Source organism: Coleofasciculaceae cyanobacterium (assembly GCA_036703275.1).
Taxonomy (GTDB): domain Bacteria; phylum Cyanobacteriota; class Cyanobacteriia; order Cyanobacteriales; family Xenococcaceae; genus Waterburya.
Genome location: DATNPK010000028.1, coordinates 222,196 through 240,254, shown reverse-complemented (window position 1 = coordinate 240,254; position 18,059 = coordinate 222,196). Strand labels below are relative to the sequence as shown.

Here is an 18,059-nt window from a genome sequence, read left to right as displayed (position 1 = left end):
TAATTTATAACATCATATAACATATTATAAATTATTTTCAGCTTCTCGCTCGAAGTATGGTGGTAAAGTTGCTACTCGATCGTAATCAGCGGATTTAAATAGTGCGATCGCAACTGCATCATTATTTTTTCGCAACCCTTCATAATGGAAAAAAACCTGTCCAGATAAATGGCGATCGCGATTAGTTTTAATACACTTAATCAAGTCTTTAGTAGTTACATCTTTACCGTTAGCGGTAAAGGCAATTCCAGGGGCAAACTTAGATAATGAATTGCGATCGAAAGTTTTAATTAGCTGCTTTACTTCTTGGTTATAGCCAGAGAAACTAGGACGATAAATTTGCGGATGGATAATATCGACTAAGCCTTGTTCTACCCAAGCTTTGGCATCTTGCAGCAGGTTATTTAAACAGAAAGGATATACCGCAGGAGATAAAGAAACAATTGCCTGGGGTTTAATTGCTTTCACCTCTCGATACATTTTGGCTAAAAAGTTGGTTAATAAATCGGCGCGCCACTGTATCCACTGCTTGTCATGATGGTTTTTAGGAGGAAGTTTGCCAAAGACGGATTGATATTGACGGGTAGTATCGCTATCATATCCTGCGGTAACGGGGAGGGCGGGAAGGCGATCGCAACCTTGGATTCCATCTACACTATATATACTGACAATCTCAGTAATTATTTCTAGCATAAACTGCTGTACTTGAGGCTGAAAAGCATTCATCCAGGTTAAGCCACCATGTCTCACTTTTGCGCCGTTTTTGTCTATTGCTTGCCAATGGGGATATTGTTTTAAAATATGTCCTCCGCTGAGGAGATGGGAAGCAGCAAAGCCATATTCCAACCAGGGAATAACTTTAATCTGACGCTGGTGTGCTGCGGTAATAATTTCTGATAAAGGATTGCGCTGCTGTTGCTCGTAATAGGGATCGATGACAGGTAACTTATATCGATCCATCGCCTGACTAGGATAGAGTGTATAACCTCGATTCCATACCACAGGAAAGATTACGTTAAAGCCGTAAGACTGCAAAAAATCCATTGCCTCAACAATGTTATCTTGTGACTCTAATACCTGGCTGTGAGGACGATTAGCGATCCAAATCCCGCGTATTTCTGACATTAAGCTTGATTACTAAAATATATTGCTGCAATTACGATTAAGCCTAATAGAAATAACGGCACTAAAAGATTAACTGGTTCAATCATTGATAAACTCCTGCATCTGATGACTAATTTTACGAGTAAAGACTCGATCAAACCAAATGACTGAATATTTAAAAGTCAGACGGATGTTTAGGTGTTGATTCCATCTAAAGGATAATTCAGCTTAAACATTTTATAATTGCTTTTTCACCCAACTGCGAAAAGCTTTTATCCCCTTATTTCTGCCTTCGATTCGACATTGATTCAAATATTGAGGAATTACTTCAATTAAAGAAAAATTGGCAAAAATACTACTTTGATTTGACTCTACATATTTACCATCTAATAATAGTAAAATTTGTAACTTACTCCGTTTATATTGCCATAATTCTGGGACACCTAAAGACTGATAAATCTCTGGATGAGAACGATTAGTAATATCTATTTCTAAAGCTAAATCTGGTGGCGGATCGACAGTTAAATCTAAGCGATTTTTACCTCTAACTACGGCTTCATTTTGAATGTAAAAACAACTATCAGGTTCAATCCCTTTGAACATTAACGGATTTTTAAAAGTAGTAGAACCCAAGGGACAAAATTCAATATCTAGTTCTTCTAAAAGAATTTTTACAAAGTCACTAATATATTCTTTATTAACTTGGTGTTCTGGTAGAGGGGTCATAATTTCTAATTGTCCTCGGTCATAAGCTATTCTAAAACCGCGATTTTCGCCCAAATCTTCTAAAATAGACTCAAATTCAGCCCAGCTAACACCATCTAACATTACTGTTTGTCCTGGCGGAACTATAATTCTTTTTACTTCTAGCAACATAGTTTTTTCATGATGCGATCGCACTATTAATTAAATTTATCTAGAGATGATAATCTAAAAGTCATTGGATGTTATTATCCTAATCTTTTTCAATAATCAGGTATATACAAACACGAATGACATTGAATATCGAACTATTGGAGCGTAGCTTTAGTATAGTTAAAGAACACGACACGAATTTTACTCAAACATTCTATCAAAACCTATTTACTAATTATCCAGAAGTTCAACCACTATTTGCCCATTCTCAAATGGAAAAACAGAGAAAAAAGTTGTTTGATTCTTTAGTTTTGACGATTGACAGTTTACGTCAACCAGAAATTTTAACTGAAACCCTTAGAGGTTTAGGTACTAAACATATCAAATATGGTGTTTTACCAGAACACTATCCGATGGTAGGAAATAGTCTTTTAAAATCTCTGGAATCTTTTTTAGGAGAAAGTTGGACAGATGAAGTTAAACAAGCTTGGATTGAAGCCTATACTGCGATCGCTCAATTGATGCTAGAAGGAACAAATTTGGAGGATTAAATGAATTTGCCCCGTGTAATTTCCTTTTAAGTTAGGTTGATTAAGTCGAATTCAGGAAACTGTTTGTAGGCGATCGCGGCGTTACTTTCTCAGCAAATAATCATAAAACTATCTTAGGAAAGAATAAAAAAACTCTTAGCATTAGTAAAAATAAGCAGTAAGGAAGAATATTCTCTAATAAAATTAAAACTATGACTACTACTTTTTCACCCTCTAGCACTATTGAATCTACATTAGGCAGCGAAGCTGAAAGTCTTTTGACCTACAAAGCTAAAGTATCGAAAGATATGCTGCATCTACCTGGAAAAGATTTTATCGAGCGTATTTTTAGTCAAAGCGATCGCAATCCTCAAGTCTTGCGTAGTTTACAACAGCTTTATTCCACAGGAAGACTAGCTAATACTGGTTATGTTTCTATTTTGCCTGTAGATCAGGGCGTAGAGCATTCTGGGGCAGCTTCTTTTGCGCCTAACCCAATTTATTTCGACCCCGAAAACATTATTAAATTGGCTCTCGAAGGTGGTTGTAATGCCGTAGCGACTACTTTAGGGGTATTGGGAATGATGTCTCGTAAGTATGCTTATCGCATCCCCTTTATTGTCAAGCTAAATCACAATGAATTACTAACTTATCCTAATCCTTCCGATGAGATTATGTTTGGTAATGTCGAACAAGCCTGGAATTTGGGTGCAGTAGCCGTAGGTGCAACTATTTATTTTGGTTCAGAACAGTCATCGCGTCAGATCCAAGAAGTAAGTGAAGCTTTTGCTCAAGCTCATGAGTTAGGCATGGCGACTATTCTCTGGTGCTATTTACGCAATGACGTTTTTAAACAAGATAAAGACTACCATGTGGCAGCGGATCTTACAGGACAGGCTAATCACCTTGGTGTAACTATTGAAGCCGATATCATTAAACAAAAGCTACCTGAATGCAATGGCGGATATGGAGCGGTTGCTAAGGCCACAGGTGAAAAATATGGTCGTACACACGATTTAGTCTACAGTGAACTAACTAGCGATCATCCTATCGATCTAGCCCGTTATCAGGTGCTTAACTGTTATGCAGGACGTAGTGGTTTGATTAATTCGGGTGGTTCTTCTGCAGATAATGATTTTGTCGATGTAGTACGTACCGCGGTAATTAATAAGCGGGCTGGAGGTTGCGGTTTAATCTCTGGCAGAAAGGCTTTTCAACGTCCGATGTCAGAGGGAGTCAAGTTATTTCATGCTATTCAAGATGTTTATTTATCTGATCAAGTGACAATTGCCTAAAAACATTTTTTAGGGTAGGCAGAGAAAATCAGTCGAATGCAAATACTTAATGCGCTTTTCAACAGCGCGGTTGGATATGCTGACTCAGGTTCAGCATCCCCCGCGCTCAAATCAGTAGACCACAATAATAAAATTTACCAAAGCTAAAAGTGAGACAGTTGTGTCCCTGAACGGACGACGCAGCATTGCTTTGCTTTGCGCAGCTACGAACTAACTAATTTAAGTAGTCTATTCAACTGAAAACGGCTGTATATATTCCTGTCATGCCCACCCTATCTATTGAACCTAGAAGCTAGCAGAAAGATCTTATATGAAATACTTAAATGTTTGCTAGAAATAGCGCGTCTGAAATAAAGTCCCATCCCGTGACAGATGCGATCGTTAATGGAGTCAGCTTTGATAAGACTCGAGATAACTTTCTTCTCAAGCGTTTAAGATTATCAAACAGTTCCCATTTGGAATGCTTTTTGATTTCTTTCCATAATCTCTCAATCGGATTGACTTGAGGACTGTGACGAACCAGATATCTGTCAAAATTGTCTGTTACTGTCATCTTGGTCGCAACAACACATTGAGGCACTCAAACCCTTTGTCGATCGCTATTGGGAAGAAAAAAGCGAAGAACCAGAACGACTCACTAAAACACTGTTTGAAGAACCGCGCAGTGGTAGTCTAGCTTTACTGCGCGACCACGATCTCTGTTTGATGGTCAATGAAGTTTCTTTGTGTTGGATAGTTTTATTGCAAGCTGCCAGAGCTGTACGGGATAAAGAACTCGAAGCAGTTTGCGAACGGCTTGATGGCGAAACAAACCGACTTTCTTGGTTGCTGACTCGAATTAAACATGTCGCACCTCAGACACTTGTAGTTGCAGCGTAGAAATCTGTTGCCAGTATCAAGTAATTAATCGCTTCTTCCTTCCTACTTCTTCCTTCATACTTAGTTTGAGATTCAAGCTATGATATTTTGGTCGCTAATGCTTTAAATTGGACAAATAATTGTTTAGTGAACCGTTCTTCGTGGACAGCGTTTTAGCTCCCGTTTGGATTTCTCTAAAAACAGCAGTTACCACTACGATAATTACTTTTTGTTTAGGAGTTTCGGCTGCATGGTGGATGAGTCAGTATCAAGGCAAAGGAAAAAGCGTCATTGAGGGAGTATTAACTGCGCCTTTGGTTTTACCGCCGACAGTAGTGGGATTTTTATTGCTGTTAGCTTTGGGTAAAAATGGGTTTTTAGGGCGATCGCTAAATTTAGTGGGGATAAGAGTGGTTTTTTCCTGGTATGCCACCGTTATCGCGGCGACAGTGGTGGCTTTTCCTCTAATGTATAAGTCTGCTTTAGCAGCGTTTCAACAAATCGATCGACCTGATAATAAGGCTTCACAACGTAATTTGATTGCCTGCGCCCGAACTTTAGGGGCTAGTGAAACTACAATTTTTTGGCGAATTATTCTGCCCTTGGCTAAGCCTGGACTAATTGCGGGTACTTTACTCGCTTTTGCTTGTGCTTTGGGTGAATTTGGCGCAACTTTAATGGTAGCGGGAAACATTCCTGGTAAAACTCAGACTATTCCTCTGGCGATTTATCTTGCTGCTGAGAGCGGCGCAATGGATCGGGCTTTAAGATTAGTGATTATTCTGCTCGGTATTTCTCTGGGCCTCATAGTAAGCATTAATTATTGGGACAAGGAAAAAAATTGTCACAAAAGTAGAAATCATCGAGGTAGCAGTAGTAGAGCATATAAAGCCAACAAGAATATAAGTACTGAAAAAATTAACTTGCAAGTCGATATTCAAAAGCAATTACCTGACTTTTTGTTAGACATTTCCTTTGAGATCGATAGCGCACAAATTCCGCTTGGAATATTGGGGGCTTCAGGGGCAGGAAAAACGACTCTCTTGCGCTGTATTGCTGGCTTAGAAAGTCCCGATCGCGGAGTAATCAGGCTCAACAATCAAACTTTGTTTAATTCAGCAAGAGCGAGAAATAGGTTTCGTATTTCAAGATTATGCTCTTTTTCCTCACCTTACCGTGGCTGAAAATATTGCTTTCGGTATGTCGGTTAAACAATCCGCTTCAGCTATCCAACAAGAGGCGATCGGACAATTACACCAGGTAGATCTAACCTCTTTAAAAAACCGTTTTCCTCATCAACTATCAGGAGGTGAGCAACAAAGAATTGCCTTAGCTAGAGCCTTAGCTAGTAATCCTCAGATGACTTTATTAGACGAGCCATTTTCTGCCTTAGATGCCAATTTGACCACAGAATTACTTAAATTGCTCCAAAAACGTTTAACTTTCTATCCTGGTTTAACGTTATATGTTACTCACAATTTGACACAAGCCTATAGTGTTTGCCCCCAACTATTGGTCATCGATCGCGGTAAAGCGATCGCTTTTGGGACAAAACAAGAAGTTTTTAATCAGCCACCAAATTGGCAAACGGCTCAATTAATGGGATGTAACAATTTTTCTCAAGCAAAGCTAATTGCACCTAAAACGATTGAGGCTACAGAATGGCAATGTAATATAGAGATTGAGCCACCAATATCCCAAAATCTGACTCAGATTGCAATTCATTCTCATCATATTGGGTTTTCCCTAAGCAGCAAAGGGATAAATGTTTTCCCTACTTGGCTTGCAGCTCATAGTGAATTTCCCAACCAAATCACTTTGTATTTGAAATTAAACTCAACTCCTAGCAGCCTTGAAGACTATCATTTAGAAGCGGAGGTTTCCCTCGGCAAATGGCAGGAATTACAGCAGATAGCTTGCCCTTGGTATATTCAACTGCCTCCTGCTAAGATAATCATGTTTGATTAGCTTTTAGCTCTTCTTATATTTAACCTTCAGCAAAATCAGTTTCTGATTTTAAAGTTTGAGCTACTGTTAACAGTAATTGCTCAATATCAATTGGTTTGTAAATTAAACCGTTAGCTCCTACGGCGATCGCTTTATTATTGCTGATATATTTATCCGCAGTTACCAGAAATACTGGAATTGACGACAAGCTTTTATCTTTTCGTAATCGCTTAATTACTTCATATCCGTTCATCTGAGGCATCATTACATCTAGCAAAATTAGATCGGGATGGTCTTTTTTTACTTGTTCTAATGCTTGTTCGCCACTATTAGCCAAGCCAACTTTATAACCTTGAGTTTCTAAAATAAACTGCATTAAATACAGATTGTCTGTAGAATCATCAACTATTAATATGCATTCTTGCTTGCTATTTTGTGCTAGGGTCATCTTCACACTGTCTCAAAGTTATTCATAATTGGCTTGTTATATATGTTACATATTCTATAAAATTATCTTCTCAGTATATGTCTATCAAATGATATAGTCTCACTCTAAATAAATGCAGAATGTTAAAATAACAAGCATAAATGTAACCTTTATCTTTCTTAATTAAAAATAAACTTTTTTCAGCATAAATTGTTTATTGTTAAATGAAAATTAAATCTAGAAAGCCAGACAAGGTTTATGTAATCATTAGGTAGAGGGTTATGTAGCTTTGCAGTCTATAGTGATTAACACAGTTATCAAGTTTATGGATGGTTTGATTTACAACCGGAGGCAGCGGTAGATGCAAATCGATCCAAAACAGGCTCAAAGTTCGATTAAAGGATTGAGGGTGATAGTAGTTGATGATGTTTTAGATTCTAGAGACATTGTAGAAATGTTTTTAAATCAAGAAGAAGCCCAAGTACAATCTGTTAGCTGCGCCAAAGATGCCTTAAATATTTTAGAAAAGTTTCAACCAGAATTAATTATTTCCGACATTTATATGCCAGAAGAAGACGGATACTGGCTCATTAAGCAATTAAAAACCATCGATCAGAATTCCCTTCGCTAGATCTGGGCGATCGCCTTAACCGCAGCAGCCAAAGAAGATAGATCGCCAGCAACTAATTTCGGCAGGATATGACGGTTACCTCACTAAACCTTTTTTGGTTGAAGATTTAATTGTTTTGATTGCTCGGATAGTTACTTAAAATTATTTTGTGATCTAAGTTACAAAATAATTGGCTGTTCTGATAATTCTCTCGACTTTTTCTAGACTATTTATTCATAAGCAGCAATAAGTCATCAGTCGGCAATAATTTAATTTCCATTTATAACTAAAGATAGAGAACATTTAAATTTATTTTATTTATCTTAAAAGTAGTTCATTACAAATTGTAAAAAGGAATAATTAACATGGAAAATCAAACACCAAATGAACATTATGATGTTCAATCCAGTCGCAAATATGGTGAGTTTGCTACGAAGTTTCAGTTCGGCTCTAATCCTAGTGCTGAAATTTGGAATGGTAGATTAGCTATGCTGGGATTTCTAGGCGCACTAGTGGTTGAATTAAGTACTGGACAAGGCTTTTTTCACTGGTTAGGTATAGCATAAGTAATTAATTCTCTGCTAGCAAATTTAATTTTTAACCCTGTTTTTTAGCAGGGTTTTTTATCAACATGGTACTAATTAATCGAAATAAATAAGATGAATCAAAGTCAAACTTCTTTTCTAATTGGGATAACATTTGTAGCTCTGGGAATATTAGGATTTGCTCCCAGCGTAGTTTCGCTTCCCCCCGTAGGTTTTAGCTCGGATATTCCCTTAGATCCCACCATATATCCTTATGCCCAGGGCTTTGGCTACATATTCGGCTTATTTGCGACCAATTTAATGCACAATTTAGTTCGCTTAACGGTAGGACTTTTTGGTATTGCTGCCAGTGGCGATCGCATTACCGCCCGCAGTTTTAATCGTATTTTTGCCTTAAGCTATATCTTGTTAGCAGTTTTGGGATTATTTCCCTTTGGTCATACCTTGTTTGGCACCATGCCCTTGTTTGGTAACAACGTTTGGTTTAATGCTTTGCTGGCACTAATTGCTGGTTATTTTGGTTTTGTTAAACCTCAAGCAACCGAAGTCAAGGTTTAAATAGTAAAGCTAATAGCTAATAGCTATTAGCTAGTTAATCAGCAGCATAGTCTATCAAGCAAGAAAACTACTGTAATTCGTTCAATTCTGCCTTAACAAAAGTCCATTTAAGGTACTTGCGGGGTGCTACTTTTAAAGCTTCGATCAAACTTTTATTATCAGTAAATTCAATCTGGCTCAAATAAGAAGCTTCAACTTCGACCGTAAATTTATCCTGAGCAAAGCACCAAGGAATAACAGTTAACCATCCCGCTTGCGACTGAGCTACATAGTAAGTCTTGCCGTCTGCGTCTTGATTAATTTCTAATGTTCTTTGGTTTTCGGGTATTTGACGCTGACAGAGAATTAAGGAGAGGCGATCGCACCACTTCATAAACTGATAAGCAGATTCCGCTTGCTTTCGCTCGATTTCCAGCTCTTTACACCATTTTTGCTGCAAATTTTGTTGTTCGCTAACAAAATCTTTAATTTCCTTAGATTGCTTATCGCTTTGATTTAAAAAACATAGGTGCATTGAGGTTAATAGTGCCACCCAACGTCCTCTATAGAGAGAATCTTCAATATGTTGACGTAGTTTTTTGACGGGGGTTTGTTTCTCTAGGGTAAAATCCATCGGCGCACCCGCGGGTGTAAGCATATCCTCTGACCATTCGCGTTCGAGATCGTCATGGTGAGAAATAGCCGCGATCGTATCAAAGATTCGTACAGAATCATCCTGCTTTCTGGCATTGGCAATCTGCCCAGCTAATAAAGCATGAGCGCGATGATAAATAATTTCCCAACCATCGGACTGTAAGTTGACAATCATGGATCAATCTCGTGGTGTAGCGATTTAACTAAAATTTTGTTGGACATACTCAATAACTAAAGGCGTAGTTTTATCGGTTAAGGCAGTTATTAACTCGCGATCGGATTTTGTCCAGATTCGGGGTGCGCCAAAAACAGATGGCTGCAAAACACCCCAAAGGCGATCGCCATGACAAAGATGAGCATGAATTAAGGCACGATGCCCAAAATGCTTCCGTTCAAATTTACGATTAACTACTTGCGGACTGGCAGTCTCCACATCCTCGATAAAAATACTGGGCTGACAGTTTAAGGCTGCGGCGAACATTGGATCTTGCTGCTTAAGTTTAATCGACTCTTGCTCCCATTTATTCCCAGCAACATTGGGAAAACTGCGATCGCGACAGTAACAAAAAGCAGCTTGACCCATACAACTATCAGGCTCACGCACGTAAAGAAAACAGCGATCGCAATTGAGCAACTTAACTATTTCTGCCATTAAGCCTGAGAGTTTGGCATCGAGGTCTTGCATAACTCCTATTTAAAAATCTCAGTCGCATTATCTAGCAACTTGTTCAACGGCTTTTGCTTTTGTAAAAAGACATGGGCGCAGTTACGACCAGGCATACCAGAAATAGAGCCTCCTGGATGAGTGCCAGCACCAGTAAGATAAAGCTTGTCGATGGGAGTAGTATAGTTCGCTATCTCTGGAAGAGGACGGAAAAAGACCATCTGATCTAGGGTCATATCGACGTGATAATAATTACCTTTGTACGCCCCTAATCTCTCTCCTAATTCGGCAGGACTCTCAACGCGACGAGCAATAATTGCATCCTTGACGTTGGGTGCATAGTCCGCTAATTTATCGATTACGCGATCGGCTACCTGATTTTTTAGTTCATCTGTCCATCCCGTACCCTTAAGACCCGTTCCTTCTTTACCGGCAATCTGATAGGGGGCAAAAAATTCAATCCACATCGTATGTTTGCCATCAGGAGCCATAGAAGGGTCTAAAACAGTGGGAATATCGAGATACATTGAAGGATTAGCATCGGGTATTTTACCCATCGACGGAAGGGCGTGAGACTCTTCAACATGGTTAACCGAGTCAGCAATCAAAATTGAACCGACCAAAAATTCTTCTTTGTGATCGTACCTTTCAAAGCGTGGTGGTTCTGAAAGGGCGCAGTCTATTTTAAGGATAGTTTCATTGTTGTTCACAATGCGTCTTTCCAGTCTTTCTCTCAAGTTTGGATCTGCTTGATTGGTAGTGGCTTCTGGAACTAGCTGCAAAAATAAGCGTCGCGCATCGATATTAGAAATTACGCCGATTTTAGCCCGATATTCCGTACCGTCGGCGACTCTAACTCCTTCTGCACTGCCGTCATTACCGACCAAGACTTCTGATACAGAGCGATCGCATAATACTTCCCCTCCTTTATCTTTTACCAAATTTAATAAGGCTTGAGTCAATGCTCCAGTCCCGCCACGGGGTCTTGCCATTCCAGGATGGTGACGCATCGACATCATCATCGAGCCGATGCCAATAGTCTTTTGCGAAGGAGGCGCGCCAAATTCCGCTGCTAGTCTAGCTAGAGGAGCTTTGAGAAATTCTGAGTCAAACCAATACTCGAGGCTATCTTGGGGACTGGTAAGCATAGTCCGAACCAAATCTAAGGTCTTGTCAACTCCACCTAAAGTAGAAAAAAGATTTTTGACGTTACTCCAGCCATAGTTACCGATCATATCAATAATCGATTTGGGAGGCGCATTAAATACAGGCGTAATTCCCTGAGTTAAACGCTGCCAAAAATCAATAAATTCGCGGTATTTAGCAGCGTCTCGTTCGCTGTAGCGAGCAATTTCAGCACAGGTTTTATCTATCGAACTATGTGCCAGAAAATATTTACCGTCAGGATGGGGACAAAAAGTTACGGGGTCACAAAAAAGATATTCCAGACCATATTTAGTTAATTCTAGTTCTTCAACTACAGGGCCTAAATGGATAAATTCATGATCGATCGCACAAAGATTAAACTTAAATCCTGGTGCTTCTTCGGGCAAAGCTTCTTCTGTGGTTGCTCCACCACCAGGAACAGAACGCTTCTCCAGTAAAAGAACGCTGTATCCTGCCTTTAATAAATAGGCTGCACAGACCAAGCCATTATGACCTGCGCCTATGATAATGGCATCGTATATTTGCATAAGAAGCGGTTTTCGACAATTAGCTAGTAATAATTCTTTAATCGTAAAAAAAAGTTCTAAATACTTTATCTATCATTGGAAATACATTGTTACTATAGTCGTACAAAATGAGATGAGCTCATTACATCGATCGTAGGGACAAATGGCGACGCGAAGGACGCGATTTTAAAAAAAAGAACGAGTCGATTAGTTCTCGTTCTTTTTAAGACTATTTATTTTCTTAGCTTATACTAGTTGCCAGATTTACTTCTTAGTCAAGTTGGTCAATACCTGATTAGAACGTTCGACAAAAGCTTTCATACCATCAGCATCAAAGGCTTTTTGTGACATTAATGCCAGATCGTAAATGTGGTTGCACATTAAGTTAACCATCGAATTAGAATTGTCACCGCTTTGAATAATCGTGGTTTTGTTCAAATCTAATAAATTCTGGATTAAAGGATGTGCTGTGTTAATCATCAAGACATGATCTTCAGGAAATGCCATCGTTTTTTCCTGCATCAAGGCTGCCATTTCCTGCATCCGACGCATTGCTTCTGGTAGTAGCACCATTGCAGGAGGAGTACCTTGAGGATCGTCTGATTTGATTGCCTGAGTTTTAATATTAACTCTGGGTTTGTTGAGTGCTTTTTCAAACAACTCTTTGATTAGTTCACTGCGAGTTTTGTTAGTGGTAGGATCGATAATTTCCTGTGCTTTGTCGTCTTCGACTAGCGTGTCGTCTAACTCAGAATCAACACGGGCAAACTTAACTTCCGAATATTCTCTCTCCAGGAAAGGAATGAAGTAATTCGCGTCAATAAAGGAGTCGAGAAAGAGAACTTCTAATCCTTGATTTTTATAAAGTTCAACAAACGTGTTTTGAGTACTAGGATCGCTACAATAGTAAACTTGATTTTCTCGTTTGTCCTTGTTCCGTTCCAAATATTCTTGCAGGGTAGTATAGGGTTCGGTAGCTGTATTATTTTTGTCTTCATTGACATCGGACCAAGCATCATCACCCGCAGACTGAACTTCTACCTTTGGTGCAGCTTCGACTTTAGCTGTGTCAGCCTGATAGGTAGTGCGGTAAATAATTAGATCTTCTACCTGCTTCTTAAACTTCTCGTCTCTGATTGCACCGTATTTGACAAACGTGCCGACATCAGACCAAGAGCTAATGTATTTACTGCGGTCTTCATTGTATAGTGACTTAAGACGATTACCGATTTTCTTAGTGATAAAGTCAGCGATTCGGCGTACAGTGCGATCGTTAGTTAAGGCACTACGAGATACGTTGAGAGGAATATCAGGACTATCAATCACACCCTGCAACGGCATTAAGAATTCAGGAATGATTGCCTCGCAATGTTTGCTGACAAATACCTGGTTACAGTAAAGCTGGATTTGCCCTTTAGAAAAATCAACGTCGGGCTTAAGTTTGGGAAAATAAAGGATGCCGTTGAGCAAGAAGGGATAATCAGTATCAAGATGCACCCATAACAGAGGATCTTCCTGAAAAGGATATAGATAACGATAAAATTCTAAATAATCTTCGTCAGTTAAATCGCGGGGGGACTTTTTCCAAAGCGCTTCTTGCTTGTTGATTTGTTCGTTATCAAGAATAATCTTGACAGGTATAAAGTCGCAGTAAGTTTTAACTAACTGTTTAACTCTTTGGGGTTCGGCGTATTCTAGTTCGTCGTCTTGGAGAGTAAGGGTAATAGTTGTACCAACGGTAGTGCGATCGCTTTCGGTCAATTCAAATTCTGGAGAACCATCACAAGACCAATGTACCGCAGTTGAGCCTTCTTGATAAGAAAGAGTATCGATCTCTACTTTGGCAGCCACCATAAAAGCGGAATAGAAACCTAAACCAAAGTGACCGATCAGATCGTTAGAATCTTTCTCGTATTTTTTGATGAAATCTTCGGCGCTAGAAAAAGCGACTTGATTAATGTATTTTTTGACTTCATCGGCAGTCATGCCAATTCCGTTATCGGAGACGGAAATAGTTTTTTTGGTTTTATCAACTGCGATCTTGACTTCTGGTTCGTCAATTTCTCTCTGCATTTCTCCTGCCAGAGATGCCATTTTTAGTTTTGAGATCGCATCTACTGAGTTAGAGATTAGTTCCCGCAAGAAGATTTCGTGATCTGTATAGAGAGACTTCTTGATAATAGGGAAGATATTCTCGGTATGAATCGTAATGTTGCCTTTTTCAAGTACAGCCATATTTATAATTGCAATATCAATCGTAAACTTCTTTTGATATCAATATTGTCCGATCGCGCCCCTTAAAATGTTCCAGGATACCCCACCTGCAACCATGCGGATTACCCTACCTTTTTTGATTACCGATTATTTGCGAAGCTTATCCTTTAGGACTGATGACATAATTTACAGGCGATCGCGTTCAATATCCTCAATGGCTTTTTCCCAATACCAAATTTCGGCTCGATCTGGGTGAAGCTGCATTAATCTTTCAACCAGGCTTTGGGCGATGTTCCAATTGCCTACCAAAACATAAAGTCGATTTTGAACTGCGTTTTGAGGATGAAGGGTGCGAACTAAGCGAGGCATTTGTTGTCTGGAAGGAGTATGCTGATAAACTTTTTCTAGCTGTAATTCTAAGCAGCGTCGTTCTAGTTTTTCTGACTCGGCAATATTTCCTTGAGTGCGGAAACATTTTGCAGCCTGGCGTAAATCTTGTTGCGCCCGAGCGTATTCTTTTAGTTGCACATTTATATTACCCCGACATTGATAAGCTTTGGCATTATGAGGATCTAGCTGCAATAGCCAGTTACAGTCTTTATACGCTTCTTGTAAATTACCTTGACTTAGCTTTTGCTGAATTTGTTGCAGGAAAACCTGATTGGTCATCCCGCCTTGTGCTGCGATCTTTTGTTGTTCAATTTGACGAATACGGGCAATGCAGAGGCGACAGCTTTCTTTATCTTGGCGTTCTAGATAGATTTTACCTGCTTGTTTGAGATAGTCGATCGCCCGATCGTATTCTTTGAGTCTCAGGCAAATATTAGCCCGCAGTTTATAAGCGAGATCGCAATCAGGATCGAGGCTAAAGATAATTTGTAGATCGATAATACTGCTTTGAATATTATCTACGCACAAGAAAGCCATTGCCCGACTGAGGTAGACATTCACCTGTTGGTCATCGAGATTAAGACTCTGATTATAATCAGCGATCGCCTGTTCTATTTTTCCTGAATCATAGTAAGCTAAACCGCGACGATAGTATGCTTCGGTAAATTCGTTGTTAGAGGCGATCGCTTGATTATACGAATTGATTGCCGTTTCATAATCTCCCCGTTTAGCTTGAATAATCCCCTGCTGTAAAAAATCTTCCATCTTAGATAGATACCTCTTACCTCGTCAGTTACGAACCGAAAACTTCGCCTTCGATTCCCTTCCACCACTCCCCTAATTTTAACAAATCTGCTTGAATATCTTCTAATTCACTCATGTATTCCTGGGGGGGGATTAAATTCTTGCGTTCCTGTAGCTTACTTAATCTTAGCTGCACCAACAACCAAGGTTTAGATATCCCATCTGTAGCTTCAATATACTGCGCTAATTCTTTACTATCCATTGGTTGGTTAAAAAAGGTTTTATATTTCTTTAACCATAGCGTAGTGCAATAGTCATTCTAGTTAATTGCCCCTAATTTTAGTTGCTTATTGAGTTTCTATTAAGTCGACCTTGAGGATTATTTTACCGAATGAACATCAGGGCAATTCCACTTAAAGAAATCACTACACCTAATATTGCCCGCAAACTAATCTTTTCTCCCTGCAATGCCACAATGGGTAAAATAAATAAAGGGCTGGTGGCTAAAAAGGTTTGGGCAATTCCTGTGGGGGCAAACTTAAGAGATATTTGCTGTAGCCAAATGCCTAAATAGGTACTTGCCATAGCTGCGATCGCAATTACCATTAAATTACGCCCAGATAATTGCCATTTAATTTCTGACTGTTTAGCAATAGGTACGAACAATAAGCCAATGACAATTACAGTACCGCCGACTAAACGAATTAGACTGCTTTCTAAGGGGCTTATATCCGACTGGAGCAAGGCATAACGAGAAATAACTGCGCCTATAGCTTGGGCGATCGCCGCTAAAATTCCCCAAACAATACCTTGACGTGAAACGCCGATTTTAGCTACAGGATTTCTTTCACTAACTACCCAGGCTATCCCCACGATAGTTAATAAAATACCACACCAAGTACTATAAGTTAATTGTTCGCCAATAAAAATTAACGCCAGTAATGCACCTATCGGTGGAGATGAAGTTTCTAACAATAGAGTGCGCCTGGCACCCAGACTATTCAAGGCGGCAAAGTATGCCGTATCTCCTAAACCAATGCCGATAATACCGCTAAAGAATAGTAAAGCGATGGTAGAAAGGGATAAATCGATAAAGGTTGCCCCTTGGATCGAGAGGGTTATGCTAAGCAAAGCGATCGCAACTATGCCTTTGTAAAGATTAAGCTGTAGTGGGGGAATCTTTAAGCCCAGGCGACTATAAACAACTGAAGAGAGCGCCCAAAGCAACGCAGCACTTAAAGCAGCTATTTCTCCGATAAAATTATTGAATTGAAACATCTATCATGCTGAACCAGCAGTTTTTACTTTTATCATCATCAAATCAGCTTGACATCATTTAGTTTTGGCTTCGTGAATATTAATCTGTTTCATAACTTAGTTTAATAAACTTAGCTAATTATAGTGGAAGCATTAATATAAGAATGGTGTCTCAGAAAAATCAGGTACGAATTGGCATATCGCTCAAGCTCATTCAATAGCTGTTCAATCCATAAATGATAGGACTTTGAGCTTTCATAGAAGGGTAAATATCCACATAGCCATCTTCTGACACAATTAGAGCCAAGCAGTCAATATTACGGCTTTTTTCTGCATCAACATAACGAATAGCCGAGTTATATCTTGCTCCCCTAGAAGAATTGCCATTTTTAGAAGCTTGTCCATCAAGTATGACCCCAAATGAATGTACAATCCCATCAGGGGAAATTAAAATTGCCCCATCAACATTGGATATATGAGAGATAATCTTTCTAGAAGCCATAATTGGCTCAATTGGAGTACTTTGAGCAGCTAATCGCGCTGTCTCTTGTTTGGCTTCAGTAGTAATCATCAACATTGTACCGTGGCGTTGCTCCACTGCTGCCTCAACAGCTTCGACTAAAATACTTGCTGTAGTTCGGCTGACTTGGAAAAGTCGCTCTAATTGCTCGTTAAACACTTCTCGGTCGAATCGTGGTCTAGGTAATCTCGGCTGTCTATATTTAACCCGAAGCATAATATTTTCAGCATGAACTAATTCCCAGGTGTGGTGTTCGACAAATCTAATTTCAAACAAATTTTCTAAGCTGGGTTGATATGTATCTAAGGGAACTCCGAAGCCCCAAACGCTTTCCCCATCGCATAGCAAAGCCATTTGATTACTAGAAACTTCCAGCAACTTACGGATACCTCGGTAGTTATAAATCTCGATTGGAACTTTAAGCTTAACTTTGGCTGAAATATCTGGATGATTAGTTTGACAGACGATCAATCTACCTTTACCGATCGTACCCTCATAACGTTCAGCAGCGATCGCATTAGCAAAAGATAGCAAATCAACCTTATTCCATTGATTGACGTGAACTTCAATAGACTTGAGAAAATTGGATGCAGCATCTTCAATAACCCTCTCAGGATTAGCGATCAAAGAAGTATTTCCCGCTGATGGTCTTTGCAGTTCTAGTTCGCTTTCTTCTAATATTTGATAAATTACGGCTTCGAGAAAACAGCGATCGATTCTATACTTACGCATCGAATGTATTTCGTGCATTTCTTTGGTCAAACAATATTGACTATCGAAGCATTGCTGATTAAGTTGAACTACTGTCATTACCCAGTGTTCGTTTTTTTGCACGGGAAAACTACAAAAGGAGACTTGTTTTTGTTCGAGATCGTGCTGGTTGAGAATAGACTGAACCGCTTTGCGTAGAGCTTTAGGGTAGAGAGAGTCTTTATGAGCTTGATTCAAATGGGGGCTACCCCTAAAAAATAATTGTTCAGGATCGTTATCGAAATGCTCTTTGGACAGGTTAAATACTTGTTTAAAATTATGAGGCATAAATCCACAGTCTTCTGGCTCAAAGCAAATTTTGGCGACGTTTTCCGTAGAAATAGGAATTGCAAGCACGAAGATGTTTGATACTGTTGGCAGTTCAAGAATTTGAAAGATGTTTTTTAAAAGACGTTCAACTACATTCTGAAAAATGTGTTGCCATCGCCAGATGAACATTTTGATTTGCAAGACGATATTTTCCT

Annotated in this window: 20 protein-coding genes; 8 read left to right on the top strand and 12 right to left on the bottom strand. The window is 39.3% G+C overall.

Going from position 1 to position 18,059, the window contains the following annotated elements; all coding sequences use genetic code 11:
- Positions 1-24: 24 nt before the first annotated feature.
- Together V6C71_07855 and V6C71_07850 are read right to left on the bottom strand one after the other, a co-directional pair.
- Entirely contained in the window at positions 25-1,125 is a 1,101-nt protein-coding gene (locus V6C71_07855) for a family 10 glycosylhydrolase (GenBank protein HEY9768412.1), read from the bottom strand.
- 216 nt (positions 1,126-1,341) lie between these two features.
- Entirely contained in the window at positions 1,342-1,980 is a 639-nt protein-coding gene (locus tag V6C71_07850; GenBank protein ID HEY9768411.1) for a Uma2 family endonuclease, read from the bottom strand.
- Positions 1,981-2,096: 116 nt separating this feature from the next.
- On the opposite strand from V6C71_07850, the gene V6C71_07845 reads away from it, so the two are divergent.
- Together V6C71_07845 and V6C71_07840 are read left to right on the top strand one after the other, a co-directional pair.
- On the top strand, positions 2,097-2,510 hold the full coding sequence (locus V6C71_07845) for a globin family protein (GenBank protein HEY9768410.1): 414 nt from the start codon (positions 2,097-2,099) through the stop codon (positions 2,508-2,510).
- Positions 2,511-2,701: 191 nt separating this feature from the next.
- On the top strand, positions 2,702-3,784 hold the full coding sequence (locus V6C71_07840) for a class I fructose-bisphosphate aldolase (protein ID HEY9768409.1): 1,083 nt from the start codon (positions 2,702-2,704) through the stop codon (positions 3,782-3,784).
- Positions 3,785-4,103: 319 nt separating this feature from the next.
- On the opposite strand, the gene V6C71_07835 is transcribed toward V6C71_07840, so the two are convergent.
- Positions 4,104-4,337 (bottom strand): hypothetical protein, encoded by a 234-nt coding sequence (locus tag V6C71_07835; GenBank protein ID HEY9768408.1) that lies wholly within the window; start codon positions 4,335-4,337, stop codon positions 4,104-4,106.
- A gap of 152 nt (positions 4,338-4,489) precedes the next feature.
- On the opposite strand from V6C71_07835, the gene V6C71_07830 reads away from it, so the two are divergent.
- The 3 genes from V6C71_07830 to V6C71_07820 all read left to right on the top strand — a co-directional run bounded on the left by V6C71_07830 (position 4,490) and on the right by V6C71_07820 (position 6,610).
- Entirely contained in the window at positions 4,490-4,663 is a 174-nt protein-coding gene (locus V6C71_07830) for a hypothetical protein (GenBank protein HEY9768407.1), read from the top strand.
- Positions 4,664-4,803: 140 nt separating this feature from the next.
- Positions 4,804-5,826: a molybdate ABC transporter permease subunit gene (gene modB, locus V6C71_07825; protein HEY9768406.1), complete on the top strand. Its 1,023-nt coding sequence runs from the start codon at positions 4,804-4,806 to the stop codon at positions 5,824-5,826.
- Positions 5,819-6,610 (top strand): ATP-binding cassette domain-containing protein, encoded by a 792-nt coding sequence (locus V6C71_07820; protein ID HEY9768405.1) that lies wholly within the window; start codon positions 5,819-5,821, stop codon positions 6,608-6,610. Before modB ends, V6C71_07820 begins: the two co-directional genes overlap by 8 nt.
- A 19-nt stretch (positions 6,611-6,629) precedes the next feature.
- Here V6C71_07820 and V6C71_07815 read toward each other — a convergent pair whose 3' ends face one another.
- Positions 6,630-7,037, bottom strand: a complete 408-nt coding sequence (locus V6C71_07815) for a response regulator (GenBank protein HEY9768404.1) — start codon at positions 7,035-7,037, stop codon at positions 6,630-6,632.
- A 340-nt stretch (positions 7,038-7,377) separates the two neighbouring features.
- Here V6C71_07815 and V6C71_07810 point away from each other — a divergent pair, with 340 nt between their 5' ends.
- The 3 genes from V6C71_07810 to V6C71_07800 all read left to right on the top strand — a co-directional run bounded on the left by V6C71_07810 (position 7,378) and on the right by V6C71_07800 (position 8,729).
- Positions 7,378-7,647 (top strand): response regulator, encoded by a 270-nt coding sequence (locus tag V6C71_07810; protein ID HEY9768403.1) that lies wholly within the window; start codon positions 7,378-7,380, stop codon positions 7,645-7,647.
- A gap of 344 nt (positions 7,648-7,991) precedes the next feature.
- On the top strand, positions 7,992-8,192 hold the full coding sequence (locus V6C71_07805) for a chlorophyll a/b-binding protein (GenBank protein HEY9768402.1): 201 nt from the start codon (positions 7,992-7,994) through the stop codon (positions 8,190-8,192).
- A gap of 93 nt (positions 8,193-8,285) precedes the next feature.
- Complete coding sequence (locus V6C71_07800; protein ID HEY9768401.1) at positions 8,286-8,729, top strand: DUF4383 domain-containing protein; 444 nt, start codon at positions 8,286-8,288, stop codon at positions 8,727-8,729.
- 67 nt (positions 8,730-8,796) lie between these two features.
- On the opposite strand, the gene V6C71_07795 is transcribed toward V6C71_07800, so the two are convergent.
- The 8 genes from V6C71_07795 to V6C71_07760 all read right to left on the bottom strand — a co-directional run bounded on the left by V6C71_07795 (position 8,797) and on the right by V6C71_07760 (position 18,033).
- Positions 8,797-9,537 (bottom strand): DUF3891 family protein, encoded by a 741-nt coding sequence (locus V6C71_07795; GenBank protein HEY9768400.1) that lies wholly within the window; start codon positions 9,535-9,537, stop codon positions 8,797-8,799.
- A 24-nt stretch (positions 9,538-9,561) separates the two neighbouring features.
- On the bottom strand, positions 9,562-10,047 hold the full coding sequence (locus V6C71_07790) for a GAF domain-containing protein (protein HEY9768399.1): 486 nt from the start codon (positions 10,045-10,047) through the stop codon (positions 9,562-9,564).
- A gap of 5 nt (positions 10,048-10,052) precedes the next feature.
- Positions 10,053-11,720 (bottom strand): NAD(P)/FAD-dependent oxidoreductase, encoded by a 1,668-nt coding sequence (locus V6C71_07785; protein HEY9768398.1) that lies wholly within the window; start codon positions 11,718-11,720, stop codon positions 10,053-10,055.
- 243 nt (positions 11,721-11,963) lie between these two features.
- The gene (htpG, locus tag V6C71_07780; protein HEY9768397.1) at positions 11,964-13,934 is read right to left on the bottom strand and encodes a molecular chaperone HtpG; all 1,971 of its coding nucleotides are present in this window, start codon (positions 13,932-13,934) and stop codon (positions 11,964-11,966) included.
- Between the two features lie 165 nt (positions 13,935-14,099).
- Positions 14,100-15,068, bottom strand: a complete 969-nt coding sequence (locus V6C71_07775) for a tetratricopeptide repeat protein (protein HEY9768396.1) — start codon at positions 15,066-15,068, stop codon at positions 14,100-14,102.
- 28 nt (positions 15,069-15,096) lie between these two features.
- On the bottom strand, positions 15,097-15,309 hold the full coding sequence (locus V6C71_07770) for a hypothetical protein (protein HEY9768395.1): 213 nt from the start codon (positions 15,307-15,309) through the stop codon (positions 15,097-15,099).
- A 122-nt stretch (positions 15,310-15,431) separates the two neighbouring features.
- The gene (locus V6C71_07765; protein ID HEY9768394.1) at positions 15,432-16,325 is read right to left on the bottom strand and encodes a DMT family transporter; all 894 of its coding nucleotides are present in this window, start codon (positions 16,323-16,325) and stop codon (positions 15,432-15,434) included.
- A gap of 193 nt (positions 16,326-16,518) precedes the next feature.
- Positions 16,519-18,033, bottom strand: a complete 1,515-nt coding sequence (locus V6C71_07760) for a DNA integrity scanning protein DisA nucleotide-binding domain protein (GenBank protein HEY9768393.1) — start codon at positions 18,031-18,033, stop codon at positions 16,519-16,521.
- Positions 18,034-18,059 lie beyond the last annotated feature (26 nt).

Coding starts and splice junctions, on each gene's coding strand:
- V6C71_07790 (HEY9768399.1), bottom strand. CDS start 10,047: ATGCAAGACCTCGATGCCAAACTCTCAGGCTTAATGGCAGAAATAGTT.
- V6C71_07760 (HEY9768393.1), bottom strand. CDS start 18,033: ATGTTCATCTGGCGATGGCAACACATTTTTCAGAATGTAGTTGAACGT.
- V6C71_07795 (HEY9768400.1), bottom strand. CDS start 9,537: ATGATTGTCAACTTACAGTCCGATGGTTGGGAAATTATTTATCATCGC.
- V6C71_07775 (HEY9768396.1), bottom strand. CDS start 15,068: ATGGAAGATTTTTTACAGCAGGGGATTATTCAAGCTAAACGGGGAGAT.
- V6C71_07810 (HEY9768403.1), top strand. CDS start 7,378: ATGCAAATCGATCCAAAACAGGCTCAAAGTTCGATTAAAGGATTGAGG.
- V6C71_07805 (HEY9768402.1), top strand. CDS start 7,992: ATGGAAAATCAAACACCAAATGAACATTATGATGTTCAATCCAGTCGC.
- V6C71_07785 (HEY9768398.1), bottom strand. CDS start 11,720: ATGCAAATATACGATGCCATTATCATAGGCGCAGGTCATAATGGCTTG.
- V6C71_07835 (HEY9768408.1), bottom strand. CDS start 4,337: ATGACAGTAACAGACAATTTTGACAGATATCTGGTTCGTCACAGTCCT.
- htpG (HEY9768397.1), bottom strand. CDS start 13,934: ATGGCTGTACTTGAAAAAGGCAACATTACGATTCATACCGAGAATATC.
- V6C71_07850 (HEY9768411.1), bottom strand. CDS start 1,980: ATGTTGCTAGAAGTAAAAAGAATTATAGTTCCGCCAGGACAAACAGTA.
- V6C71_07815 (HEY9768404.1), bottom strand. CDS start 7,037: ATGACCCTAGCACAAAATAGCAAGCAAGAATGCATATTAATAGTTGAT.
- V6C71_07840 (HEY9768409.1), top strand. CDS start 2,702: ATGACTACTACTTTTTCACCCTCTAGCACTATTGAATCTACATTAGGC.
- V6C71_07855 (HEY9768412.1), bottom strand. CDS start 1,125: ATGTCAGAAATACGCGGGATTTGGATCGCTAATCGTCCTCACAGCCAG.
- V6C71_07845 (HEY9768410.1), top strand. CDS start 2,097: ATGACATTGAATATCGAACTATTGGAGCGTAGCTTTAGTATAGTTAAA.
- V6C71_07765 (HEY9768394.1), bottom strand. CDS start 16,325: ATGTTTCAATTCAATAATTTTATCGGAGAAATAGCTGCTTTAAGTGCT.
- V6C71_07830 (HEY9768407.1), top strand. CDS start 4,490: ATGGTCAATGAAGTTTCTTTGTGTTGGATAGTTTTATTGCAAGCTGCC.
- V6C71_07770 (HEY9768395.1), bottom strand. CDS start 15,309: ATGGATAGTAAAGAATTAGCGCAGTATATTGAAGCTACAGATGGGATA.
- V6C71_07800 (HEY9768401.1), top strand. CDS start 8,286: ATGAATCAAAGTCAAACTTCTTTTCTAATTGGGATAACATTTGTAGCT.